Annotated in this window: 21 protein-coding genes; 19 read left to right on the top strand and 2 right to left on the bottom strand. The window is 54.9% G+C overall.

All coding sequences use genetic code 11. From position 1 onward, the window contains the following. The first annotated feature begins 83 nt into the window (after positions 1–83). The 16 genes from ispC (at position 84) to tilS (ending at position 20188) form a co-directional block, all read left to right on the top strand. Positions 84–1283, top strand: coding sequence for a 1-deoxy-D-xylulose-5-phosphate reductoisomerase (ispC, locus tag DVA43_RS13630; protein WP_114315857.1), 1200 nt, complete (start codon positions 84–86; stop codon positions 1281–1283). A 185-nt stretch (positions 1284–1468) separates the two neighbouring features. Beyond that, positions 1469–2227 (top strand): (2E,6E)-farnesyl-diphosphate-specific ditrans,polycis-undecaprenyl-diphosphate synthase, encoded by a 759-nt coding sequence (gene ispU, locus DVA43_RS13625; RefSeq protein WP_103178336.1) that lies wholly within the window; start codon positions 1469–1471, stop codon positions 2225–2227. Between the two features lie 12 nt (positions 2228–2239). Beyond that, positions 2240–3097 carry a phosphatidate cytidylyltransferase gene (cdsA, locus tag DVA43_RS13620; RefSeq protein WP_039030306.1) on the top strand — a complete coding sequence of 286 codons (858 nt, stop codon included), beginning with the start codon at positions 2240–2242 and terminating at the stop codon, positions 3095–3097. An 11-nt stretch (positions 3098–3108) separates the two neighbouring features. Continuing rightward, on the top strand, positions 3109–4461 hold the full coding sequence (gene rseP, locus DVA43_RS13615) for a sigma E protease regulator RseP (RefSeq protein WP_114315856.1): 1353 nt from the start codon (positions 3109–3111) through the stop codon (positions 4459–4461). A 29-nt stretch (positions 4462–4490) separates the two neighbouring features. Beyond that, positions 4491–6923, top strand: a complete 2433-nt coding sequence (gene bamA / locus DVA43_RS13610; protein WP_114315855.1) for an outer membrane protein assembly factor BamA — start codon at positions 4491–4493, stop codon at positions 6921–6923. 118 nt (positions 6924–7041) lie between these two features. Continuing rightward, positions 7042–7536 carry a molecular chaperone Skp gene (gene skp, locus DVA43_RS13605; RefSeq protein WP_103178340.1) on the top strand — a complete coding sequence of 165 codons (495 nt, stop codon included), beginning with the start codon at positions 7042–7044 and terminating at the stop codon, positions 7534–7536. A gap of 3 nt (positions 7537–7539) precedes the next feature. Then, complete coding sequence (gene lpxD, locus DVA43_RS13600; protein ID WP_103823301.1) at positions 7540–8565, top strand: UDP-3-O-(3-hydroxymyristoyl)glucosamine N-acyltransferase; 1026 nt, start codon at positions 7540–7542, stop codon at positions 8563–8565. Positions 8566–8667: 102 nt separating this feature from the next. Next, positions 8668–9123, top strand: a complete 456-nt coding sequence (gene fabZ, locus DVA43_RS13595; RefSeq protein ID WP_007373234.1) for a 3-hydroxyacyl-ACP dehydratase FabZ — start codon at positions 8668–8670, stop codon at positions 9121–9123. Between the two features lie 3 nt (positions 9124–9126). Next, the gene (gene lpxA, locus DVA43_RS13590) at positions 9127–9915 is read left to right on the top strand and encodes an acyl-ACP--UDP-N-acetylglucosamine O-acyltransferase (protein WP_114315854.1); all 789 of its coding nucleotides are present in this window, start codon (positions 9127–9129) and stop codon (positions 9913–9915) included. Then, entirely contained in the window at positions 9915–11063 is a 1149-nt protein-coding gene (lpxB, locus tag DVA43_RS13585) for a lipid-A-disaccharide synthase (protein ID WP_103178343.1), read from the top strand. Before lpxA ends, lpxB begins: the two co-directional genes overlap by 1 nt. Next, entirely contained in the window at positions 11060–11656 is a 597-nt protein-coding gene (gene rnhB, locus DVA43_RS13580; protein ID WP_103823304.1) for a ribonuclease HII, read from the top strand. Before lpxB ends, rnhB begins: the two co-directional genes overlap by 4 nt. A gap of 34 nt (positions 11657–11690) precedes the next feature. Continuing rightward, positions 11691–15173: a DNA polymerase III subunit alpha gene (gene dnaE / locus DVA43_RS13575; RefSeq protein ID WP_103178345.1), complete on the top strand. Its 3483-nt coding sequence runs from the start codon at positions 11691–11693 to the stop codon at positions 15171–15173. Positions 15174–15185: 12 nt separating this feature from the next. After that, a complete protein-coding gene (accA, locus tag DVA43_RS13570) occupies positions 15186–16145 on the top strand; it encodes an acetyl-CoA carboxylase carboxyl transferase subunit alpha (protein WP_103178346.1) in 960 nt (319 codons plus the stop codon). A 100-nt stretch (positions 16146–16245) separates the two neighbouring features. Next, on the top strand, positions 16246–18384 hold the full coding sequence (locus DVA43_RS13565) for a lysine decarboxylase LdcC (protein WP_114315853.1): 2139 nt from the start codon (positions 16246–16248) through the stop codon (positions 18382–18384). Between the two features lie 59 nt (positions 18385–18443). Beyond that, the gene (locus DVA43_RS13560) at positions 18444–18833 is read left to right on the top strand and encodes a VOC family protein (protein ID WP_114315852.1); all 390 of its coding nucleotides are present in this window, start codon (positions 18444–18446) and stop codon (positions 18831–18833) included. 62 nt (positions 18834–18895) lie between these two features. Beyond that, positions 18896–20188, top strand: coding sequence for a tRNA lysidine(34) synthetase TilS (gene tilS, locus DVA43_RS13555; protein WP_114315851.1), 1293 nt, complete (start codon positions 18896–18898; stop codon positions 20186–20188). Between the two features lie 28 nt (positions 20189–20216). Here the strand turns inward: tilS and rof are convergent, their stop codons facing one another. Both rof and DVA43_RS13545 read right to left on the bottom strand, forming a co-directional pair. After that, entirely contained in the window at positions 20217–20477 is a 261-nt protein-coding gene (rof, locus tag DVA43_RS13550) for a Rho-binding antiterminator (RefSeq protein WP_032616633.1), read from the bottom strand. After that, positions 20464–20664 carry a YaeP family protein gene (locus DVA43_RS13545; protein ID WP_114315850.1) on the bottom strand — a complete coding sequence of 67 codons (201 nt, stop codon included), beginning with the start codon at positions 20662–20664 and terminating at the stop codon, positions 20464–20466. The genes rof and DVA43_RS13545 overlap by 14 nt, the downstream gene beginning before the upstream one ends. A 198-nt stretch (positions 20665–20862) precedes the next feature. Here DVA43_RS13545 and DVA43_RS13540 point away from each other — a divergent pair, with 198 nt between their 5' ends. From DVA43_RS13540 to nlpE, 3 genes are read left to right on the top strand one after another with little or no spacing between them, the layout of a single operon-like run. Then, positions 20863–21408, top strand: coding sequence for a YaeQ family protein (locus tag DVA43_RS13540; protein WP_103178352.1), 546 nt, complete (start codon positions 20863–20865; stop codon positions 21406–21408). Then, positions 21405–21827 carry an alternative ribosome rescue aminoacyl-tRNA hydrolase ArfB gene (gene arfB, locus DVA43_RS13535; RefSeq protein WP_103178353.1) on the top strand — a complete coding sequence of 141 codons (423 nt, stop codon included), beginning with the start codon at positions 21405–21407 and terminating at the stop codon, positions 21825–21827. Before DVA43_RS13540 ends, arfB begins: the two co-directional genes overlap by 4 nt. 34 nt (positions 21828–21861) lie before the next feature. Continuing rightward, entirely contained in the window at positions 21862–22554 is a 693-nt protein-coding gene (nlpE, locus tag DVA43_RS13530) for an envelope stress response activation lipoprotein NlpE (RefSeq protein WP_114315849.1), read from the top strand. Positions 22555–22576 lie beyond the last annotated feature (22 nt).

The raw sequence follows: 22576 nt of genomic DNA, 5'->3' as shown, positions 1-22576 counted from the left end.
TAATCTGATAAAACGCCGTACAGAAGGCCTTTGGGCTTTGCTGGCGGCGTTTTGCTTTTCTGGTTCACTTTTCCGGGCATCTCATGAAGCAATTAACTCTCCTTGGCTCGACCGGCTCAATCGGTTGCAGCACTCTCGATGTTGTTCGCCATAATCCAGACCACTACGCGGTGGCCGCCCTTGTCGCAGGCAAAAACGTTCATCGTATGGTGGAACAGTGCCTGGAGTTCACCCCGCGCTACGCGGTGATGGATGATGAAGCGAGCGCCCGGCAGGTTAAGGCGTTGCTGGCGGAGAAGGGCAGCCGTACCGAGGTGCTGAGCGGGCCAGAGGCCGCCTGTGAAATGGCCGCGCTGGACGACGTCGACCAGGTCATGGGCGCTATCGTCGGCGCGGCGGGGTTACTGCCTACGCTTGCCGCGATCGATGCCGGAAAATCCGTTTTGCTGGCCAATAAAGAGTCGCTGGTAACCTGTGGCCGCCTGTTTATGGACGCCGTGAAGCGCAATGGCGCGCGCCTTTTGCCGGTAGATAGCGAACATAACGCGATTTTTCAGAGTTTACCGCAACCCTTTCAGGAAAACCTGGGGTACGCTGATCTCGAGCAGAATGGCGTCTCTTCTATCCTGCTTACCGGGTCTGGTGGCCCGTTCCGTGACACGCCGCTGTCTGAACTGGTTTCAATGACCCCGGATCAGGCATGCCGTCACCCGAACTGGTCGATGGGGCGTAAAATCTCCGTTGATTCGGCCACCATGATGAATAAAGGTCTGGAATATATTGAAGCCCGCTGGTTATTCAACGCCTCGGCAGCGCAGATGGAAGTGTTGATTCATCCCCAGTCGGTGATCCACTCCATGGTGCGTTATCGTGATGGCAGCGTGATGGCGCAGTTAGGTGAACCTGATATGCGCACGCCTATCGCCCATACGATGGCCTGGCCAAACCGCGTAAGCTCAGGCGTTAAGCCACTCGATTTTTGCAAGCTGAGTGCGCTGACGTTTAGCGCGCCTGATTATCAGCGTTATCCGTGTCTGAAGCTGGCGATGGAGGCCTTCGAGCAGGGGCAAGCGGCGACGACCGCACTTAACGCGGCGAATGAAATCGCTGTCGCCGCCTTCCTCGAAAAGCAGATCCGCTTTACGGATATCGCTGCGCTGAACCTGTCTGTGCTTGAGGCGATGGATCTACGCGAACCGCAAAGTGTGGATGACGTATTGACCGTCGACGCAAAAGCGAGGCTCACGGCGCAAAAAGCGGTGACGCACCTCGCAAGCTGGTGATAATCCACCCGCAGGTGGTCTTGCTATTTGTTAGCGTTGGGCTTCAGTGATATAGTCTGCGCCACCTGATTACGGGTAGTTGACGTTCTGTGGTCAGGTAAGCCGTGGTATGACACGGCTTTTTTACGTAAAGGCTTCAGTATTCCTGAGTACCGTTAAATCCTTTCAGGGACCAAAAACGCGTTATGTTGTCTGCGAACCAACCAATAAGCGAAAACTTGCCGGCTCATGGCTGTCGTCATGTAGCAATCATCATGGATGGCAATGGCCGCTGGGCGAAAAGACAAGGGAAGATCCGAGCCTTTGGGCATAAAGCTGGGGCGAAATCTGTGCGCCGCGCGGTTTCTTTTGCCGCCAATAACGGCATTGACGCGTTAACGCTCTATGCTTTCAGCAGTGAAAACTGGAATCGACCTGCGCAGGAAGTTAGCGCGTTGATGGAATTGTTTGTGTGGGCGCTAGACAGCGAAGTAAAAAGCCTGCACCGCCACAACGTTCGCCTGCGTATTATCGGCGATACCAGTCGTTTTAACTCACGTCTGCAGGAACGCATTCGTAAAGCGGAGGCGTTGACCGGGCAAAATACCGGCTTAACGCTCAATATCGCTGCGAATTATGGCGGACGTTGGGATATTGTCCAGGGTGTGCGGCATTTGGCTGAACAGGTTCAGGAAGGGCTCTTAAGGCCGGACCAGATTGATGAAGAGGCGCTGAGCAAGCAAATCTGCATGAGTGAACTGACACCCGTGGATTTAGTAATTAGGACAGGGGGAGAACATCGCATCAGTAACTTTTTGCTGTGGCAAATTGCCTATGCCGAACTTTACTTTACAGATGTTCTTTGGCCCGATTTTGATGAACAAGACTTTGAAGGTGCGCTGCATGCCTTTGCCAATCGAGAGCGTCGTTTCGGTGGTACCGAGCCTGGTGGCGAAAACGCCTGATGGGGGTAGCTTTTGCTGAAGTATCGCCTGATTTCTGCGTTTGTTTTAATACCTGTTGTCATCGCGGCGCTGTTTTTACTGCCTCCGGTGGGATTTGCGATTGTCACACTGGTCGTTTGCATGCTGGCGGCGTGGGAATGGGGACAGCTTAGCGGCTTTACCTCTCGTTCCCAGCGGGTATGGCTGGCGGTGCTGTGCGGCCTGATGCTGGCGCTGATGCTCTTCATGCTGCCAGAGTACCATCACAATATCCATCAACCGATCATTGCAGGTTCGCTCTGGCTTTCGCTGGGATGGTGGCTGGCAGCGTTGCTGCTGGTGCTCTTCTATCCGGGCTCTGCCTCGCTGTGGCGTAACTCGAAAGTGCTGCGCCTCTGCTTTGGGCTATTTACCATCGTTCCTTTCTTCTGGGGAATGCTTGCCCTCCGCACCTGGCACTACGACGATAACCCATACAGCGGCGCGTTATGGCTGCTTTATGTCATGATTCTCGTCTGGGGGGCTGACTCTGGCGCCTATATGTTTGGTAAACTGTTTGGCAAACATAAGCTGGCCCCGAAAGTCTCTCCGGGTAAAACCTGGCAGGGCTTTATCGGCGGTCTGTTTACGGCGGCGATTATCTCCTGGGGTTACGGCGTATGGGCCAACCTCGAGGTCGCACCGGCAACATTATTGGTCTGTTCAATTGTCGCAGCGCTGGCTTCCGTGCTGGGTGATTTGACCGAGAGTATGTTTAAGCGTGAAGCAGGGATCAAAGACAGTGGCAATCTCATTCCAGGGCACGGTGGTATCCTGGATCGCATAGACAGCCTGACGGCGGCAGTACCCGTGTTTGCCTGCCTGTTTTTGCTGGTGTTTGGGACGATTTAACGGAAGGTTTTATGCTTAGCATTCTCTGGAATCTGGCGGCATTCATTGTTGCACTGGGTGTACTTATCACGGTGCATGAATTTGGCCATTTCTGGGTTGCTCGGCGCTGTGGCGTGCGTGTTGAGCGCTTTTCCATTGGCTTTGGTAAAGCGCTCTGGCGTCGTACCGATCGCCACGGCACAGAATTTGTTATTGCCCTCATCCCTTTAGGCGGCTACGTCAAGATGCTGGATGAACGCGTAGAGTCGGTTGCCCCTGAAATGCGCCACTACGCGTTCAACAACAAAACTGTTGGTCAGCGCGCCGCTATCATTGCTGCCGGTCCGGTTGCAAATTTCATCTTTGCTGTCTTTGCTTACTGGCTGGTGTTTATCATCGGTGTCCCTGGCGTTCGTCCGGTTGTTGGTGAAATTACACCCAACTCCATCGCGGCAAGCGCGCAAATTAATCCGGGGATGGAACTTAAAGCAATTGATGGCATCGAAACCCCTGACTGGGATGCCGTTCGGTTGCAACTGGTCGCCAAAATTGGTGATGAGAGAACCACCGTTAGTGTGTCATCTTTCGGTTCAGAGCAGCGTCAGAATAAAATTCTGGATTTGCGCCACTGGACCTTTGAGCCGGATAAAGAAGATCCTGTTGCGGCATTAGGTATCCGGCCGCGCAGCGCGCAGATTGAACCGGTACTGGCTGAAGTCCAGACTGATTCAGCAGCGCGTAAAGCAGGTTTGCAAGCTGGCGACAGGATCGTTAAAGTCGATGGTCAGCCTTTAACGCAATGGATGACCTTTGTTACTCTGGTGCGTGATAATCCAGGAACGCCGCTGGCGCTGGAGATAGAAAGGCAGGGGAGTCCGCTCTCCTTAACGTTGATTCCGGATACCAAGCCGGGCGGCGGAAAGGCTGAAGGGTTCGCAGGCGTGGTGCCTAAAGTGATCCCGCTGCCTGATGAGTACAAGACAATACGCCAGTATGGGCCGTTCAGCGCCATCCTTGAAGCCACGGATAAAACATGGCAACTGATGAAGCTGACCGTGCAGATGCTGGGGAAATTGATTACCGGTGATGTAAAACTGAACAACCTCAGTGGGCCGATCTCGATCGCTCAGGGGGCTGGGATGTCAGCAGAGTTCGGGGTGATTTACTATCTGATGTTTCTTGCGCTCATCAGCGTGAACCTCGGGATAATCAACCTGTTCCCACTTCCCGTTTTAGACGGGGGCCATCTGCTGTTTTTAGCGATAGAGAAGCTAAAAGGCGGGCCGGTATCCGAGCGAGTTCAAGACTTTAGTTATCGCATTGGTTCGATTTTACTGGTGCTGTTAATGGGGCTTGCACTTTTCAATGATTTCTCTCGGTTGTAAGAGAGTGTTAGGAAGAACGCATAATAACGATGGCGATGAAAAAGTTGCTCATAGCGTCGCTGCTGTTTAGCAGCGCGACCGTATACGGTGCTGACGGGTTCGTAGTGAGAGATATTCATTTCGAAGGCCTTCAGCGAGTCGCCGTTGGTGCGGCCCTCCTCAGTATGCCAGTGCGCCCAGGCGACACGGTTAATGATGAAGACATTAGTAATACCATTCGCGCCCTGTTTGCCACTGGCAACTTTGAGGACGTTCGCGTTCTGCGCGATGGTGATACGCTACTGGTTCAGGTGAAAGAGCGCCCGACAATTGCGAGCATCACCTTCTCCGGCAACAAGTCGGTGAAAGACGATATGCTCAAGCAGAACCTTGAGGCCTCTGGCGTTCGCGTTGGCGAATCCCTGGATCGCACCACCCTTTCTGATATCGAGAAAGGGCTGGAAGATTTCTACTACAGCGTCGGTAAATACAGCGCCAGCGTGAAAGCGGTTGTTACGCCGCTGCCGCGTAACCGTGTCGATCTGAAACTGGTCTTCCAGGAAGGTGTTTCCGCGAAGATTCAGCAGATCAACATCGTTGGTAACCATGCATTCAGCACCGATGAACTGATCTCAACGTTCCAGCTGCGTGATGAAGTGCCGTGGTGGAACGTTGTCGGCGATCGCAAATACCAGAAACAGAAACTGGCGGGTGACCTCGAAACCCTGCGCAGCTACTATCTGGATCGCGGTTACGCCCGTTTCAACATTGACTCGACTCAGGTCAGTCTGACTCCGGACAAGAAAGGCATCTACATTACCGTTAACATCACTGAAGGCGATAAATATACGCTTTCGGGCGTTGAAGTAAGCGGTAACCTCGCGGGCCATTCTGCGGAGATTGAGAGCCTGACCAAACTGCAGCCGGGTGAACTCTATAGCGGTTCCAAAGTCACCAAAATGGAAGACGGCATTAAAAAGCTGCTCGGCCGTTATGGTTACGCTTACCCGCGCGTTCAGACCCAGCCTGAAATCAACGATACGGATAAAACCGTTAAGCTACACGTAAACGTCGATGCGGGTAACCGTTTCTACGTGCGTAAGATCCGCTTTGAGGGTAACGATACCTCCAAAGATTCTGTCCTGCGCCGCGAAATGCGCCAGATGGAAGGGGCGTGGCTGGGCAGCGACCTGGTTGATCAGGGTAAAGAGCGTCTGAACCGTCTGGGTTACTTCGAAACGGTGGATACCGACACCCAGCGTGTGCCAGGTAAACCGGATCAGGTCGACGTGGTCTATAAGGTGAAAGAGCGTAACACCGGTAGCTTTAACTTTGGTGTCGGTTACGGCACAGAGAGTGGCGTTAGCTTCCAGGTGGGTGTACAGCAGGATAACTGGTTAGGTACGGGCTACTCCGTGGGTATCAACGGTACCAAGAACGACTACCAGACTTACTCTGAGCTCTCCGTGACTAACCCTTACTTCACCGTGGATGGTGTGAGTCTGGGCGGTCGTATCTTCTATAACGACTTTAAAGCGGATGATGCGGACCTGTCTTCGTATACCAACAAAAGCTACGGCGTTGATGGTACGCTCGGCTTCCCGGTTAACGAATATAACACCCTGCGTGCGGGCTTAGGTTACGTCCATAACGACCTGTCCAACATGCAACCGCAGGTGGCAATGTGGCGTTATCTGGACTCTATCGGGCAGTCGGCGAGCAAGTCCGGTGATGACAACGGCTTTGCTGCCGATGACTTCACCTTTAACTATGGCTGGACGTACAACCGTCTCGACCGTGGTTTCTTCCCGACCGAAGGTTCGCGCGTCAACCTGAACGGTAAAGTGACCATTCCGGGCTCGGATAACGAGTTCTACAAGGTTACGCTGGATACCGCGTCCTACTTCCCGATCGATGAAGACCATAAATGGGTGGTTCTGGGCCGTACGCGTTGGGGTTATGGCGATGGTTTAGGTGGCAAAGAGCTGCCATTCTATGAAAACTTCTACGCCGGTGGCTCAAGTACCGTACGTGGCTTCCAGTCCAACAACATTGGTCCGAAAGCAGCTTACTACGGCGGTAACGACGAAGATAACTGCGACAAACCAGCCACAGATGGTTCTGGCAATACAAACGTTTGTAGCTCTGATGATGCAGTTGGTGGTAACGCCATGGGTGTTGCCAGCCTGGAGTTTATTACCCCTACGCCGTTTATCAGCGATAAGTATGCCAACTCCGTTCGTACCTCCTTCTTCCTGGATGCGGGTACCGTATGGGATACTAACTGGGAAAATACCAGTGCGACCAGGGCTGCAGGTATTCCGGACTACAGCGATCCGAGCAATATTCGTATGTCTGCGGGTCTCGCACTACAATGGATGTCACCGCTGGGGCCGTTGGTCTTCTCTTACGCCCAGCCGTTTAAGAAATATGATGGAGACAAGGCGGAGCAGTTCCAGTTTAACATTGGTAAAACCTGGTAATTGTCCGTCGCAAAGGAATGCGTTGGCAGTGTAGCGCTGACAACTGGCGATCGCAGGATCGCCTTGCCACGCAAAGAACGGTACCTTCGGGTGCCAATGGGATGGTAAGGAGTTAATTGTGAAAAAGTGGTTATTAGCTGCAGGTCTCGGTTTAGCGATGGCAACTTCTGCTCAGGCAGCGGACAAAATTGCAATCGTCAATATGGGTAACTTGTTCCAGCAGGTTGCGCAGAAAACAGGTGTTTCTGCCAAGCTGGAGAGCGAGTTCAAAGGCCGTGCAAGCGAACTGCAGGGTATGGAAAACGATCTGCAATCCAAAATGCAGCGTCTGCAGCGCGATGGTTCTACCATGAAAGCGAGCGAACGTAGCAAACTGGAAAAAGACGTAATGGCTCAGCGTCAGACTTTCTCTCAGAAAGCGCAAGCTTTTGAGCAGGATCGTCAACGTCGTTCTAACGAAGAGCGCGGCAAGCTGGTTACCCGTATCCAGTCCGCTGTGAAAGCTGTAGCTGCCGATCAGAGCATCGATCTGGTTGTTGATGCCAACGCCGTTGCATTCAACAGCAGCGATGTTAAAGACATCACCGCTGATGTCCTGAAACAGGTTAAATAAGTAATGCCTTCAATTCGACTCGCTGATTTAGCTCAGCAGTTGGATGCAGAATTACACGGTGATGGCGATATCGTCATCACCGCTGTTGCGTCCATGCAATCTGCTAAAGCAGGCAATATCACCTTCATGGTAAGCCCTAAGTACCGTGAACATCTGGCGCTTTGCCAGGCGTCTGCTGTCGTCATGACGCAGGACGATTTGCCGTTTGCCGCAGGTGCTGCGCTGGTAGTGAAAAACCCCTACCTGACGTATGCCCGTATGGCACAAATTCTGGATACCACGCCGCAGCCGGCGCAAAACATCGCACCCAGTGCGGTGATTGACCCGACGGCGCAGCTGGGTAACAACGTATCAATTGGTGCAAATGCGGTTATCGAATCAGACGTCGTGCTGGGCGATAACGTGGTCATCGGTGCCGGTTGCTTCGTCGGTAAAAAAACAAAAATTGGTGCAGGCTCTCGCCTGTGGGCCAATGTCTCTGTTTATCATGAGATCGAAATTGGCGAAAACTGCCTGATCCAGTCCAGTACCGTTATCGGTTCGGATGGTTTCGGTTATGCCAACGATCGTGGTAACTGGGTTAAGATCCCGCAGCTTGGCCGGGTGATCATCGGCGATCGCGTCGAAATCGGTGCATGCACGACTATTGACCGTGGTGCGCTTGATGACACGATTATCGGTAATGGTGTTATCATCGATAACCAGTGCCAGATTGCACATAACGTTGTGATTGGCGACAATACTGCGGTTGCCGGTGGCGTTATTATGGCGGGCAGCCTGAAGATTGGCCGTTACTGTATGATTGGCGGCGCCAGCGTCATTAACGGGCATATGGAAATATGCGATAAGGTTACGGTTACCGGTATGGGCATGGTTATGCGTCCAATCACCGAACCGGGCGTCTACTCTTCAGGCATTCCGTTGCAGCCTAACAAGGTGTGGCGTAAGACTGCAGCCCTGGTGATGAATATTGATGATATGAGCAAGCGCCTCAAGGCCATTGAGCGCAAAATCGATCAACAAGACTAAGCGTTCATCCGTTTAACGCACACTTCCCGGCCTGTCGGCTTTCTTATAAACCGGCAGGCCGTGTTATTATTGCCATTCAGATATTTTGACAGGAAGAGTATTTTGACTACTGACACTCATACTCTGCATATTGAAGAGATTTTAGAACTTCTGCCGCACCGCTACCCGTTTTTGTTGGTAGACCGTGTGCTGGATTTTGAAGAAGGTCGTTTTCTGCGCGCAGTGAAAAATGTTTCTGTAAACGAGCCATTCTTCCAGGGGCATTTCCCTGGGAAGCCTATCTTCCCGGGCGTATTGATCCTGGAAGCGATGGCTCAGGCTACCGGTATTCTGGCGTTTAAAAGCGTTGGTAAACTGGAGCCGGGTGAGCTCTATTACTTCGCAGGTATCGACGAAGCGCGCTTCAAGCGCCCGGTTGTGCCTGGTGATCAGATGATCATGGAAGTGACTTTTGAAAAAACGCGTCGCGGCCTGACTCGCTTCAAAGGCGTAGCTCTGGTTGACGGCAAGGTTGTTTGCGAAGCTACCATGATGTGTGCGCGTAGCCGGGAGGCCTGATACGTGATTGATAAAACCGCCTTTATTCATCCAACCGCCATTGTGGAAGAGGGTGCCGTTATCGGTGCTAACGTCCACATTGGTCCATTCTGTATTGTTGGACCCCATGTCGAAATTGGTGAGGGTACCGTACTGAAATCTCACGTCGTTGTGAATGGTCATACGACTATTGGCCGCGATAACGTGATCTATCAGTTCGCCTCCATCGGTGAAGTTAACCAGGATCTGAAATATGCTGGCGAACCAACCCGTGTGGAAATTGGCGATCGTAACCGCATTCGCGAAAGCGTCACCATTCATCGTGGCACAGTACAGGGCGGTGAGTTGACGAAGGTGGGCAGCGATAACCTGTTTATGGTCAACGCGCATATCGCGCATGACTGTACCGTGGGTGACCGCTGCATTCTCGCCAACAATGCAACGCTGGCGGGGCACGTATCAGTTGATGATTTTGCAATCATTGGCGGCATGACCGCTGTCCATCAGTTCTGCATCATTGGTGCGCACGTGATGGTTGGCGGCTGCTCCGGCGTGGCGCAGGACGTTCCGCCGTATGTGATTGCGCAGGGTAACCATGCGACGCCGTTTGGCGTCAACATCGAAGGCCTTAAGCGTCGCGGTTTTAGCCGTGAAGCGATTATGGCTATCCGCAACGCTTACAAGCAGTTGTACCGTAACGGTAAAACGCTGGAAGAGGCTAAGCCGGAAATTGCCGAACTGGCGAAGCAGTATCCTGAGGTGAACGCGTTTGTGGAGTTCTTCGCACGCTCAACCCGTGGTCTGATTCGTTAATGGTCGATAGTCGCCCGCTTACGATCGCCCTCGTCGCCGGAGAAACCTCCGGCGATATTCTTGGTGCAGGTCTGATTCGAGCGCTCAAAGCGCGCGTTCCCAACGCGCGCTTTGTCGGCGTTGCTGGCCCATTGATGCAGGCTGAAGGCTGCGAAGCCTGGTACGAAATGGAAGAGCTGGCGGTGATGGGCATCGTCGAGGTACTGGGTCGCCTGCGCCGGTTGCTGCATATTCGCGCCGATCTGACGCGTCGTTTTACCGAACTTAAGCCCGATGTATTCGTGGGCATTGATGCGCCTGACTTCAACATTACCCTTGAAGGTAATCTGAAAAAACAGGGGATCAAAACCATCCATTACGTCAGTCCGTCCGTCTGGGCGTGGCGACAGAAACGCGTTTTCAAAATAGGCAGATCGACGAATCTGGTATTAGCCTTCCTGCCTTTCGAAAAAGCGTTTTACGATAAATTCAACGTTCCGTGCCGCTTTATCGGCCATACCATGGCCGACGCCATGCCGCTGGATCCCGATAAAAATGGTGCACGTGACCTGCTGGGTATTTCACATGATGCCCACTGCCTGGCGCTGTTGCCGGGGAGCCGCGGCGCAGAAGTCGAAATGCTCAGCGCTGATTTTCTGAAAACTGCGCAAATTCTGCGTCAGACTTACCCTGACCTGGAAGTGGTCGTGCCGCTGGTGAATGCCAAACGCCGGGAGCAGTTCGAGCGTATTAAGGCGGAAGTCGCCCCCGATCTGCATGTCCATCTGTTGGATGGCAAAGGCCGTGAGGCGATGGTCGCCAGCGATGCCGCGTTGCTGGCATCAGGTACCGCTGCGCTGGAGTGCATGCTGGCGAAATGCCCGATGGTGGTGGGTTATCGTATGAAGCCGTTCACCTTCTGGCTGGCGAAACGGCTGGTGAAAACGGATTACGTCTCCCTGCCGAACCTGCTTGCCCGACGCGAGCTGGTGAAAGAGTTGCTGCAGGATGAGTGCCAGCCGCAGGCATTAGCCGCTGCGCTGCTGCCGCTGCTGGCTAACGGTAAAACCAGCCATGAAATGCATGACACCTTCCGGGAACTGCATCAGCAAATCCGCTGTAATGCCGATGAGCAGGCGGCTGACGCGGTGCTGGAGCTAGCTAAATGATGGAATTTGTTTACCCTCACGCCCATCTGGTGGCGGGGGTGGATGAAGTAGGGCGTGGGCCGCTGGTGGGCGCAGTGGTGACTGCCGCGGTGATCCTCGATCCTGCTCGTCCAATTATCGGTCTGAATGACTCGAAGAAATTATCCGAGAAGCGCCGCCTGGCGCTGTACGATGAAATTAAAGAGAAAGCGCTGGCCTGGAGTGTCGGACGGGCGGAACCGCATGAGATCGACGAGCTAAATATTCTGCATGCCACCATGCTGGCGATGCAGCGTGCCGTCGCCGGGCTGAGCGTGGTGCCAGAGTATGTGCTGATCGACGGTAATCGTTGTCCTGCGCTGCCCATGCCGTCGCTGGCGGTAGTAAAAGGCGACAGCCGGGTAGCGGAAATTAGCGCCGCTTCGATCATTGCTAAAGTCACGCGCGATGCTGAAATGGCCGCGCTGGATCTCACATTTCCCCAGTATGGTTTTGCCCAGCATAAGGGGTATCCTACCGCTTTCCATCTGGAAAGACTGGCTGAACACGGCGCAACTGAACATCATCGCCGCAGTTTTGGACCGGTGAAACGCGCACTGGGACTAATGTCCTGAATCAAGACGCCAATAAGTAACGCGGAATCTGAAGATGGCTGAACCACGTTTCGTACACCTGCGGGTGCACAGCGACTATTCCATGATTGATGGGCTGGCGAAGACCGGGCCGCTGGTGAAAAAGGCGGCCTCGCTTGGCATGCCTGCGCTGGCGATCACCGACTTCACTAACCTGTGCGGTCTGGTGAAGTTCTACGGAACGGCGCACGGTGCCGGGATGAAGCCGGTAATTGGTGCTGATTTTCACGTACAGAGCGAGCTTCTCGCCGATGAAATGACGCAAATTACCGTCCTGGCGCTGAACAATACCGGCTATCAAAACCTGACGCTGCTCATCTCCCGTGCCTATCAGCGCGGCTACGGCCCGCAGGGCCCGTGGATCGATCGCGCGTGGCTGGCGGAGCTGAATGAGGGGCTGCTGCTGATCTCCGGCGGGCGTATGGGCGACGTAGGCCGATGCCTGCTGCGCGGCAACACCGCCCTGGTGGAGCAGTGCGTCGATTTTTATAAAGAGTATTTCCCGGATCGCTTCTACCTGGAGCTGATCCGCACCGGTCGTCCTGATGAAGAGAGCTATCTGCACGCCGCGGTCGCCCTGGCGGAAGAGCAGGGCCTGCCGGTGGTTGCCACCAACGATGTGCGCTTCATCAACGCTGATGATTTTGACGCCCATGAAATTCGCGTTGCCATTCACGATGGTTTTACCCTCGACGATCCCAAACGCCCGCGTAACTATTCGCCGCAGCAGTACATGCGCAGCGAAGAGGAGATGTGCGAGCTGTTTTCCGATATCCCGGAAGCGCTGGAGAATAGCGTAGAAATCGCCAAGCGCTGTAACGTCACCGTCCGTCTGGGTGAATACTTCCTGCCGCAGTTCCCGACCGGCGACATGACCACCGAAGACTTCCTGGTCATGAAATCGAAAGAAGGTCTGGAAGAGCGACTTGAGTTTCTGTTCCCGGATCCGGCCGTTCGCGCCGAGAAGCGCCCGGAGTATGACGAGCGTCTGGACGTTGAGCTCCAGGTGATTAACCAGATGGGGTTCCCCGGCTACTTCCTGATCGTTATGGAGTTTATCCAGTGGTCGAAAGACAACGGCGTACCGGTAGGGCCGGGCCGTGGTTCGGGTGCCGGATCGCTGGTGGCCTATGCGCTGAAAATTACCGATCTCGATCCGCTGGAATTTGATCTGCTGTTCGAACGCTTCCTCAACCCGGAACGTGTCTCGATGCCTGACTTTGACGTCGATTTCTGCATGGAGAAACGCGACCAGGTCATTGAACACGTGGCAGACATGTACGGTCGTGACGCGGTATCGCAGATCATTACCTTCGGTACCATGGCGGCAAAAGCAGTTATCCGCGACGTGGGCCGCGTACTGGGGCATCCGTACGGCTTTGTTGACCGCATCTCGAAGCTGGTACCGCCTGACCCGGGCATGACCCTGGCGAAAGCGTTCGAAGCGGAGCCGCAGCTGCCGGAAATCTATGAGGCGGATGAAGAGGTTAAAGCGCTGATCGACATGGCGCGTAAGCTGGAAGGGGTCACCCGAAACGCCGGTAAACACGCCGGTGGGGTGGTCATTGCCCCGACCAAAATTACCGACTTTGCGCCGCTCTACTGCGATGAATCGGGCCTGCATCCGGTCACCCAGTTTGACAAGAATGACGTGGAATACGCCGGGCTGGTGAAGTTTGACTTCCTCGGCTTGCGTACGCTTACCATCATCGACTGGGCGTTGAAGATGATCAACCCGCGCCGGGCCAAGCAGGGCCTGGAGCCGATTGATATCGCCGCGATCCCGCTCGATGACAAGAAAAGTTTCGACATGCTGCAACGCTCGGAGACCACGGCGGTCTTCCAGCTTGAATCCCGCGGCATGAAAGATCTGATCAAACGTCTGCAGCCTGACTGCTTCGAGGACATGATCGCGCTGGTGGCGCTGTTCCGTCCGGGGCCGCTGCAGTCCGGGATGGTAGATAACTTTATCGACCGTAAGCATGGCCGCGAGGAGCTCTCCTATCCGGATGTTCAGTGGCAGCATGAAAGCCTGAAGCCGGTGCTGGAGCCAACCTACGGCATCATCCTGTATCAGGAACAGGTCATGCAGATCGCCCAGGTGCTCTCCGGCTACACCCTCGGCGGCGCGGATATGCTGCGTCGTGCGATGGGTAAGAAAAAGCCGGAAGAGATGGCCAAGCAGCGCTCTATATTTGAAGATGGGGCGAAGAAAAACGGCATCGACGGCGAACTGGCGATGAAGATCTTCGATCTGGTAGAGAAATTTGCCGGATACGGATTTAACAAATCGCACTCTGCGGCCTACGCGCTGGTCTCCTATCAGACGCTGTGGCTGAAGGCGCACTACCCGGCCGAGTTTATGGCCGCGGTAATGACCGCCGATATGGACAACACCGAGAAGGTAGTCGGGCTGGTGGATGAGTGCTGGCGCATGGGGCTGAAAATCCTGCCGCCTGACATCAACTCCGGTCAGTACCACTTCCACGTCAATGACGACGGGGAGATTGTCTACGGCATCGGCGCGATCAAAGGAGTGGGTGAAGGCCCGATCGAAGCGATCATCGAAGCTCGTAACCAGGGCGGCTACTTCCGCGAGCTGTTTGACCTCTGTGCGCGTACCGATATTAAAAAGCTCAACCGCCGGGTGCTGGAAAAGCTGATTATGTCCGGGGCGTTCGATCGTCTCGGGCCGCATCGCGCGGCGCTGATGAACTCGCTGGGGGACGCCCTGAAGGCCGCCGACCAGCACTCAAAAGCCGAGGCCATTGGCCAGGCGGATATGTTCGGCGTGCTGGCAGAAGAGCCGGAGCAGATTGAACAATCCTATGCCAGCTGTCAGCCGTGGCCGGAACAGACCGTGCTGGATGGTGAGCGCGAGACGTTAGGCCTGTATCTGACCGGGCATCCGATCAATCAGTATATTAAAGAAATTGAGCGCTATGTCGGAGGCTACCGGCTGAAAGACATGCATCCGACAGAACGTGGTAAGATTACTACGGCTGCGGGGCTCGTCATTGCTGCGAGGGTTATGGTCACCAAACGCGGCAATCGTATCGGCATCTGTACGCTGGATGACCGTTCCGGGCGGCTGGAGGTGATGTTATTCACCGACGCGCTGGATAAATACCAGCAGCTGCTGGAAAAAGACCGCATACTTATCGTCAGCGGACAGGTCAGCTTTGATGACTTCAGCGGGGGACTTAAAATGACCGCCCGCGAAGTGATGGACATTGACGAAGCCCGGGAAAAATATGCTCGCGGGCTTGCTATCTCGCTGACGGACAGGCAAATTGATGACCAGCTTTTAAACCGACTCCGTCAGTCTCTGGAACCCCACCGCTCGGGGACCATTCCAGTACATCTCTACTATCAGAGGGCGGATGCGCGTGCACGGTTGCGCTTTGGTGCGTCGTGGCGTGTCTCTCCGAGCGATCGTTTACTGAACGATCTACGTGGCCTCATTGGTTCGGAGCAGGTGGAACTGGAGTTTGACTAATACAGGAATACTATGAGTCTGAATTTCCTTGATTTCGAACAGCCGATTGCAGAGCTGGAAGCGAAAATCGATTCTCTGACTGCCGTGGGCCGTCAGGATGAAAAACTGGATATTAACATCGACGAAGAAGTGCATCGTCTGCGTGAAAAAAGCGTAGAACTGACGCGTAAAATCTTTGCCGATCTCGGCGCATGGCAGGTTGCTCAACTGGCTCGCCATCCTCAGCGTCCGTACACCCTGGATTATGTCCGCCTGGCGTTTGATGAATTCGACGAACTGGCTGGTGACCGTGCATACGCTGACGATAAAGCTATCGTTGGCGGGATTGCGCGTCTTGACGGCCGTCCGGTGATGATTATTGGCCACCAGAAAGGGCGCGAAACCAAAGAAAAAATTCGCCGCAATTTCGGGATGCCAGCACCAGAAGGTTATCGTAAAGCCCTGCGTCTGATGGAGATGGCCGAGCGTTTTAACATGCCGATCATCACCTTCATCGACACCCCAGGAGCCTATCCTGGTGTGGGCGCGGAAGAGCGTGGTCAGTCTGAAGCGATTGCCCGTAACCTGCGTGAAATGTCACGCCTGAGCGTGCCGGTTATCTGTACCGTTATCGGTGAAGGCGGCTCCGGTGGCGCGCTGGCCATTGGTGTGGGCGATAAAGTGAATATGCTGCAGTACAGCACCTATTCCGTTATCTCCCCGGAAGGGTGTGCCTCCATTCTGTGGAAAAGCGCCGATAAAGCCCCGATGGCTGCGGAAGCGATGGGCATTATCGCTCCTCGCCTGAAAGAGCTGAAGCTGATCGATACCGTTATCCCGGAACCATTGGGTGGCGCGCATCGTAAGCCAGAAGTGATGGCCGCCTCCCTGAAGGCGCAGCTGCTGGCTGACCTCGCTGATCTCGACGTGCTGAGCAAAGAAGATCTGCTGAACCGTCGTTACCAGCGTCTGATGAGCTACGGCTACGCGTAAGCTACGCAATAATCTTAAAAGCCGCACCCTGTTGCGGCTTTTTTTATGTCCATGGTTTACCTCAACTATGCTTAGCTAATGTTTTTTAAGGAGGTAAACCGTGAACATCATTGCCATTATGGGGCCGCACGGCGTCTTTTATAAAGACGAACCCATCAAGGAGCTGGAGCAGGCGCTGGCATCGCGCGGGTTTCAACTTATCTGGCCGCAAAACAGCGCCGATCTACTGAAGTTTATTGAACATAACCCCCGTATCTGCGGCGTCATCTTCGACTGGGACGAGTACGATATGGAGTTGTGCAGCGACATCAACCAACTCAATGAATACCTGCCGCTTTACGCCTTTATCAATACTCACTCCACGATGGATATTAGCGCCCAGGATATGCGCATGGCACTGTGGTTCTTCGAGTACTCACTGGGCGTGGCCGAGGATATTGCGACCCGCATTCAGCAATATACCGGTGAGTACCTTGATACCATTACCCCGCCGTTTACCCGCGCCCTTTTCACCTACGTAAAAGAGGGGAAGTACACCTTCTGTACCCCCGGTCATATGGCGGGAACCGCGTATCAGAAAAGCCCGGTGGGCTGTCTGTTCTATGACTTCTTTGGCGGGAACACCCTGAAGGCGGATGTGTCGATCTCGGTGACGGAGCTGGGATCGCTGTTGGATCATACCGGCCCACATCTCGAAGCCGAAGAGTATATCGCCCGCACTTTTGGTGCCGAGCAGAGCTATATGGTGACCAACGGTACCTCGACGTCGAACAAGATCGTTGGCATGTACGCCGCGCCGGGCGGCAGCACTTTACTGATCGACCGCAACTGCCATAAATCTCTGGCGCACCTGCTGATGATGAGTGACGTGGTGCCGCTCTGGCTGTCACCGACCCGCAATGCGCTGGGCATTCTGGGCGGGATCCCGCGCCGGGAATTTTCTCATGCGGCAATAGAGCGCAAAGTGGCAGCCGTGCCGGGCGCAAGCTGGCCGGTTCACGCGGTGATCACCAACTCCACCTACGACGGCTTGCTGTACAACACCAACTGGGTGAAACAGACTCTCGATGTGCCTTCCATCCATTTTGATTCTGCCTGGGTCCCTTATACCAATTTCCATCCGATCTATGCCGGAAAGAGCGGGATGAGCGGTGAACGCCTGCCGGGTAAAGTGTTCTTCGAAACCCAGTCCACGCACAAAATGCTGGCTGCGTTTTCTCAGGCCTCGCTGATCCACATTAAGGGCGAGTACGATGAAGATACCTTCAACGAAGCCTTTATGATGCACACCACCACCTCGCCCAGCTATCCGCTGGTGGCCTCGATTGAAACTGCGGCGGCGATGCTGCGCGGTAATCCCGGTAAGCGCCTGATCAACCGCTCCGTTGAGCGCGCCCTGCATTTTCGCAAAGAGGTTCAGCGCCTTAAAGATGAAGCCGACGGCTGGTTCTTCGATATCTGGCAGCCGGATGACATTGACGAAGCTGAATGCTGGCCGGTGGCGCCGGGCGAGAGCTGGCATGGTTTCCGCGATGCCGATGAGGATCATATGTTCCTTGATCCGGTCAAAGTCACCATTCTCACGCCGGGTATGGACGAGCAGGGAGTGATGAGTGAAGAGGGGATCCCCGCGGCGCTGGTGGCGAAATTCCTTGATGAGCGCGGCGTGGTGGTCGAAAAAACCGGGCCGTACAATCTGCTTTTCCTGTTCAGTATCGGTATCGACAAAACCCGGGCGATGGGTTTGCTGCGCGGGTTGATGGAGTTTAAGCGCGCCTACGATCTGAATTTGCGGGTCAAGAACATGCTGCCGGATCTCTATGCTGAAGATCCCGATTTCTACCGCAACATGCGTATTCAGGATCTGGCCCAGGGGATCCACAAGCTTATCCGCCAGCACGATCTGCCGCGTCTGATGCTGCAGGCTTTCGACGTTCTGCCGGAAATGAAGCTCACCCCGCACCATGCCTGGCAGCGCCAGGTGAAAGGGGAGGTAGAAACGGTCGATCTGGAAGATCTGGTCGGGCGGATCTCAGCCAACATGATCCTGCCCTATCCGCCGGGGGTGCCGCTGTTGATGCCCGGGGAGATGATCACCGAGCAGAGCAGGGCGGTGCTCGATTTTCTGCTTATGCTCTGCTCGATTGGTCGTCACTATCCAGGGTTCGAAACCGACATTCACGGGGCCAAACGGGATGAAAACGGCATCTACCGGGTACGGGTCTTAAAAGCGCAGTGACCTCTTGCACGGCACGGGGGTTCGGATATAACGTTCAGGCACATTAAAAAGGAGAGACTATGCTGGGCTTAAAGCAGGTTCATCATATTGCCATTATTGCCACCGACTACGCCGTCAGTAAGGCGTTTTATTGCGATACGCTGGGGTTTACTCTGCAAAGTGAGTTTTACCGCGAAGAGCGCGACTCATGGAAGGGCGATCTGGCGCTGAACGGCCAGTACGTCATTGAACTGTTTTCCTTCCCCTTCCCGCCGGCGCGCCCGTCCAGACCGGAAGCCTGCGGTTTGCGTCACCTGGCCTTTAGCGTGGATGACATCGACCAGGCCGTGGAGCATCTCGACGCGCATGGTGTAAAGTGTGAAGCCATTCGTGTCGACCCCTTCACCGGAAAACGCTTCACCTTCTTCAACGATCCTGATGGCCTGCCGCTGGAGCTGTATCAGCAGTAACGCTTGCCTCTATGAGCATTGCCCGGTAACGTGCCGGGCATCTTCCTGCATAAATAACGACGATGACCACAGCCGATCTTCAGCACGCCCTCCAACCATACCGCCGACTGCTGGTGGGATTTAGCGGTGGCCTGGATTCCACGGTTTTGCTGCATCAGTTGATTCGCTGGCGTGAACAGGATCCCGGTCTCGAACTGCGCGCTATCCATATTCATCATGGTTTGAGTCCATATGCCGACAGCTGGGCTGCGCACTGCGAAAGACTTTGCCACGAATGGGCTATCCCGCTTGTCGTGACGCGGGTGAGGCTGGCGGAAGAGGGGCTGGGGCTGGAAGCGCAGGCTCGTAAGGCGCGTTATGCCGCTTTTCGCGAGGCGCTGCTGCCCGGAGAAGCGCTGGTCACGGCGCAACACCTGGACGATCAGTGTGAAACCTTTTTGCTGGCGTTGAAGCGAGGCAGCGGTCCGGCAGGGTTGTCTGCCATGCCTATGCGGGCGCGTTTTGCTGGTACCGAACAGATTCGTCCTCTGCTCGGTGAGACGCGTGAATCCCTCCTGTGCTGGGCGCAGAATCACGGGTTGCGCTGGATTGAAGATGAAAGTAACCAGGACGACAGCTATGACCGAAACTTTCTACGTCTGCGCGTAGTGCCCCTGCTGGCACAACGCTGGCCGCATTTCGCGCAGGCTACCTCCCGAAGCGCCATGCTGTGCGCGGAGCAGGAGCAGTTGCTTGATGAGCTGCTGGCTGACGAGCTGTCGACCCTGGTTTCCGAAGACGGAGCACTGGCTATTGCGCCGCTGGAGGCGATGAGCGCGGTGCGTCGGGCGGCGCTTCTGCGAAGATGGCTGGCGGCGCATGGGGCATTAATGCCGTCGCGCGCCATGCTCACCCGGCTCTGGGAGGAGGTGGCGCTTGCCCGGGAAGATGCAACACCGCAACTGCGTTCCGGCGAGGGCGAGATCAGGCGTTTTAAGGGGCAGCTCTGGTGGGTGAAAAGCCACGCACCGCTGGCCGATCGGGTTATCGACTGGCCCTCTCCGGATCGCCCCCTGCTGCTGCCGGAAGGGCTGGGTGTTCTGCGTCTCACCGCGAAAGGTAATTTGCGTCTGCCGCAGCCCGGTGAGCCGGTGACGGTACGCTTTCAGGCCAGTGGAACACTGCACATCGTCGGGCGAAACGGGGGACGTAAGATCAAAAAAATCTGGCAGGAGCTTAATGTTGCCCCCTGGCGTCGGGATGCCACACCGCTGCTGTTTTACGGCGAAACGCTGGTGGCGGCTGCGGGCGTGTTTGTCACGCGGGAAGGTGCGGCGGATACGGAGACGGGCGTAAAGCTGGAGTGGAAAGCGTAACGGGCAGCCTGCTGCCCGTTACACAGGATCAGGACTCGCTCACCACGACGGTGCCGATTTCGGGATGACTGAAGCTGGCAATTTTATCGAGACGGAGTTCACGCGTTGCGCCGCCGTCCTCAACCACTAGGTACTCCACATTTTTACGGGAGACCAGATCGTTCGCCTTTGCCTTCAGGACTTCGCCATCTTTTAACGTCAGCGTCAGGACTAAATGATGCTGGCAGGCGAGTTCGAGGTTGTCATAGTCATCGCAATTGATGGGTTGATACGTTTCATTCATTGACATAATCGCTCACCAGTAAATTCGCAGCAGCATACGCTGCTTTTTCTCTGACCGATTCTGAAAGCGTGTCATCCGACGCTATTTCATTCAGAACTTTCAATACACAGCCCAACGCATCGGGGATATACCCCAGATCGCCGCTGGCAATCTCCGCATACCGTTTGCGAATTAGCTCACAATAATTTTCCACATCCCCTCCTGCCAGCGCACTGACTTTACTGTGAGATACCATTAAGCCTACGAAGATAAACTCGGTTTAGCAAGGTGACTATACCATACTCATTTAAGCAATATCAGCAGGTTGATGTCGCAGACATTCTCAAGCCTGTAACAGCCTTTTGGCGGAGATTTCGCTACAATGCGCACCTGATTCGAAAGGAGTTCTCTCATGGCGCTTAAAGCGACAATTTACAAAGCCGCGGTCAATGTGGCGGATTTAGACCGCAATCAGTTTCTGGATGCGACCTTGACGCTGGCGCGTCATCCCTCCGAAACGCAAGAGCGCATGATGCTGCGCCTGCTGGCATGGATTAAGTACGCCAATGAGCGCCTGCAATTTACCCGCGGGTTAAGTGCGGAAGACGAGCCGGAAGCCTGGCTGCTCAACGATCATCTCGGTATCGATCTTTGGATTGAGCTGGGCCTGCCGGATGAGCGTCGCATTAAGAAAGCCTGCACGCAATCTGCTGAAGTGGCGCTCTTTACCTACAACAGCCGCGCAGCGGAGATCTGGTGGCAGCAGAACAAGAATAAGTGCGCCCAGTTTGCCAACCTGTCTGTCTGGTATCTGGATGATGATCAACTGGCTAAGCTGAGCGCATTTGCCGGTCGAACCATGATTCTGCAGGCAACCATTCAGGATGGTGCTATCTGGCTGTCGGATGCTGAGAATAATCTGGAAATTCATCCGGAAGCCTGGCAGTCCCGTTCATGATCGTAGTGTCCCGAACCGTCGCCCTGCCCGATCATGAAGTGGAGATCACCGCGATCCGCGCCCAGGGAGCAGGGGGCCAGCATGTGAACAAAACCTCAACGGCTATTCATCTGCGCTTTGACATTCGGGCATCCAGCCTGCCAGAGTATTATAAAGAGCGCCTGCTCGCCGCCAGCCATCATCTGATCACCTCTGACGGCATCATTATTATCAAGGCGCAGGAGTACCGCAGCCAGGAGATGAACCGGGAAGCCGCGCTTGCCCGGCTGGTGGCGGTAATACAAGAGTTAACGGCAGTGCAAAAAAGCCGGCGAGCAACCCGCCCGACACGCGCATCGAAAGAGCGCCGTCTGGCTTCTAAATCACAAAAATCGACCGTCAAAGCACTGCGTGGCAAAGTTCGAGGCCCCCAGGATTAACGGGGAGCAAGCGGGTTGAGAAAAGGAATCTGATGTGAAAACAGCAATATTTTCAGTGGTGGCTGCAGGTGCGCTGGTCATCCTGATGGGATGTCATAATCGGGCAGAGGCGCTGGAGCCAGCCCATGAAGAGGCGCTAAAACCGATGCAGCAGAGCTGGCGGGGGGTTTTACCCTGCGCCGATTGCGAAGGTATCGAAACCTCACTGTTTCTGGAAAAAGATGGCACCTGGGTAATGAATCAACATTATCAGGGGGCAAAAGCGCCTTCCTCTTTCGCCAGCTACGGCAGCTGGGCGCGAACAGCGGATAAGCTGGTGCTGACGGATACGCAGGGCGAAAAGCACTATTTCCGGGCGAAAGGCGAAGGGCTGGAGATGCTCGATCGGGAAGGAAATCCGATTGAGTCGCAGTTTAACTACACCCTGGCACCCGTTAACGCTTCCCTGCCATCAACGCCAATGGCGATGCGCGGCATGTATTTCTATATGGCCGATGCGGCGAGCTTCACCGACTGTGCCACAGGCAAAAAGGTGAGCGTGGCGAATAACGCGCAGCTGGAGCGGGATTACGCGGCGGCGCGCGGAAATGATACTAAACCGGTGCTGCTTACCGTGAACGGGCATTTTACTCTTGAGGCCAACCCGGACAGTGGTGAAAAAGTCAAAATGCTGGTACCGGACAGAGACGCCCGCTTTGAAGCGGACAAAAACTGCGGCAGCAGATAGCGACAATAAAAAACCCCGCATC

The sequence above is a fragment of the Leclercia sp. W6 genome (assembly GCF_003336345.1).
Classification (GTDB): Bacteria; Pseudomonadota; Gammaproteobacteria; order Enterobacterales; family Enterobacteriaceae; genus Enterobacter.
The sequence above is the reverse complement of the archived record's forward strand: the minus strand, read 5'-3'. Positions and strand labels throughout refer to the sequence as shown.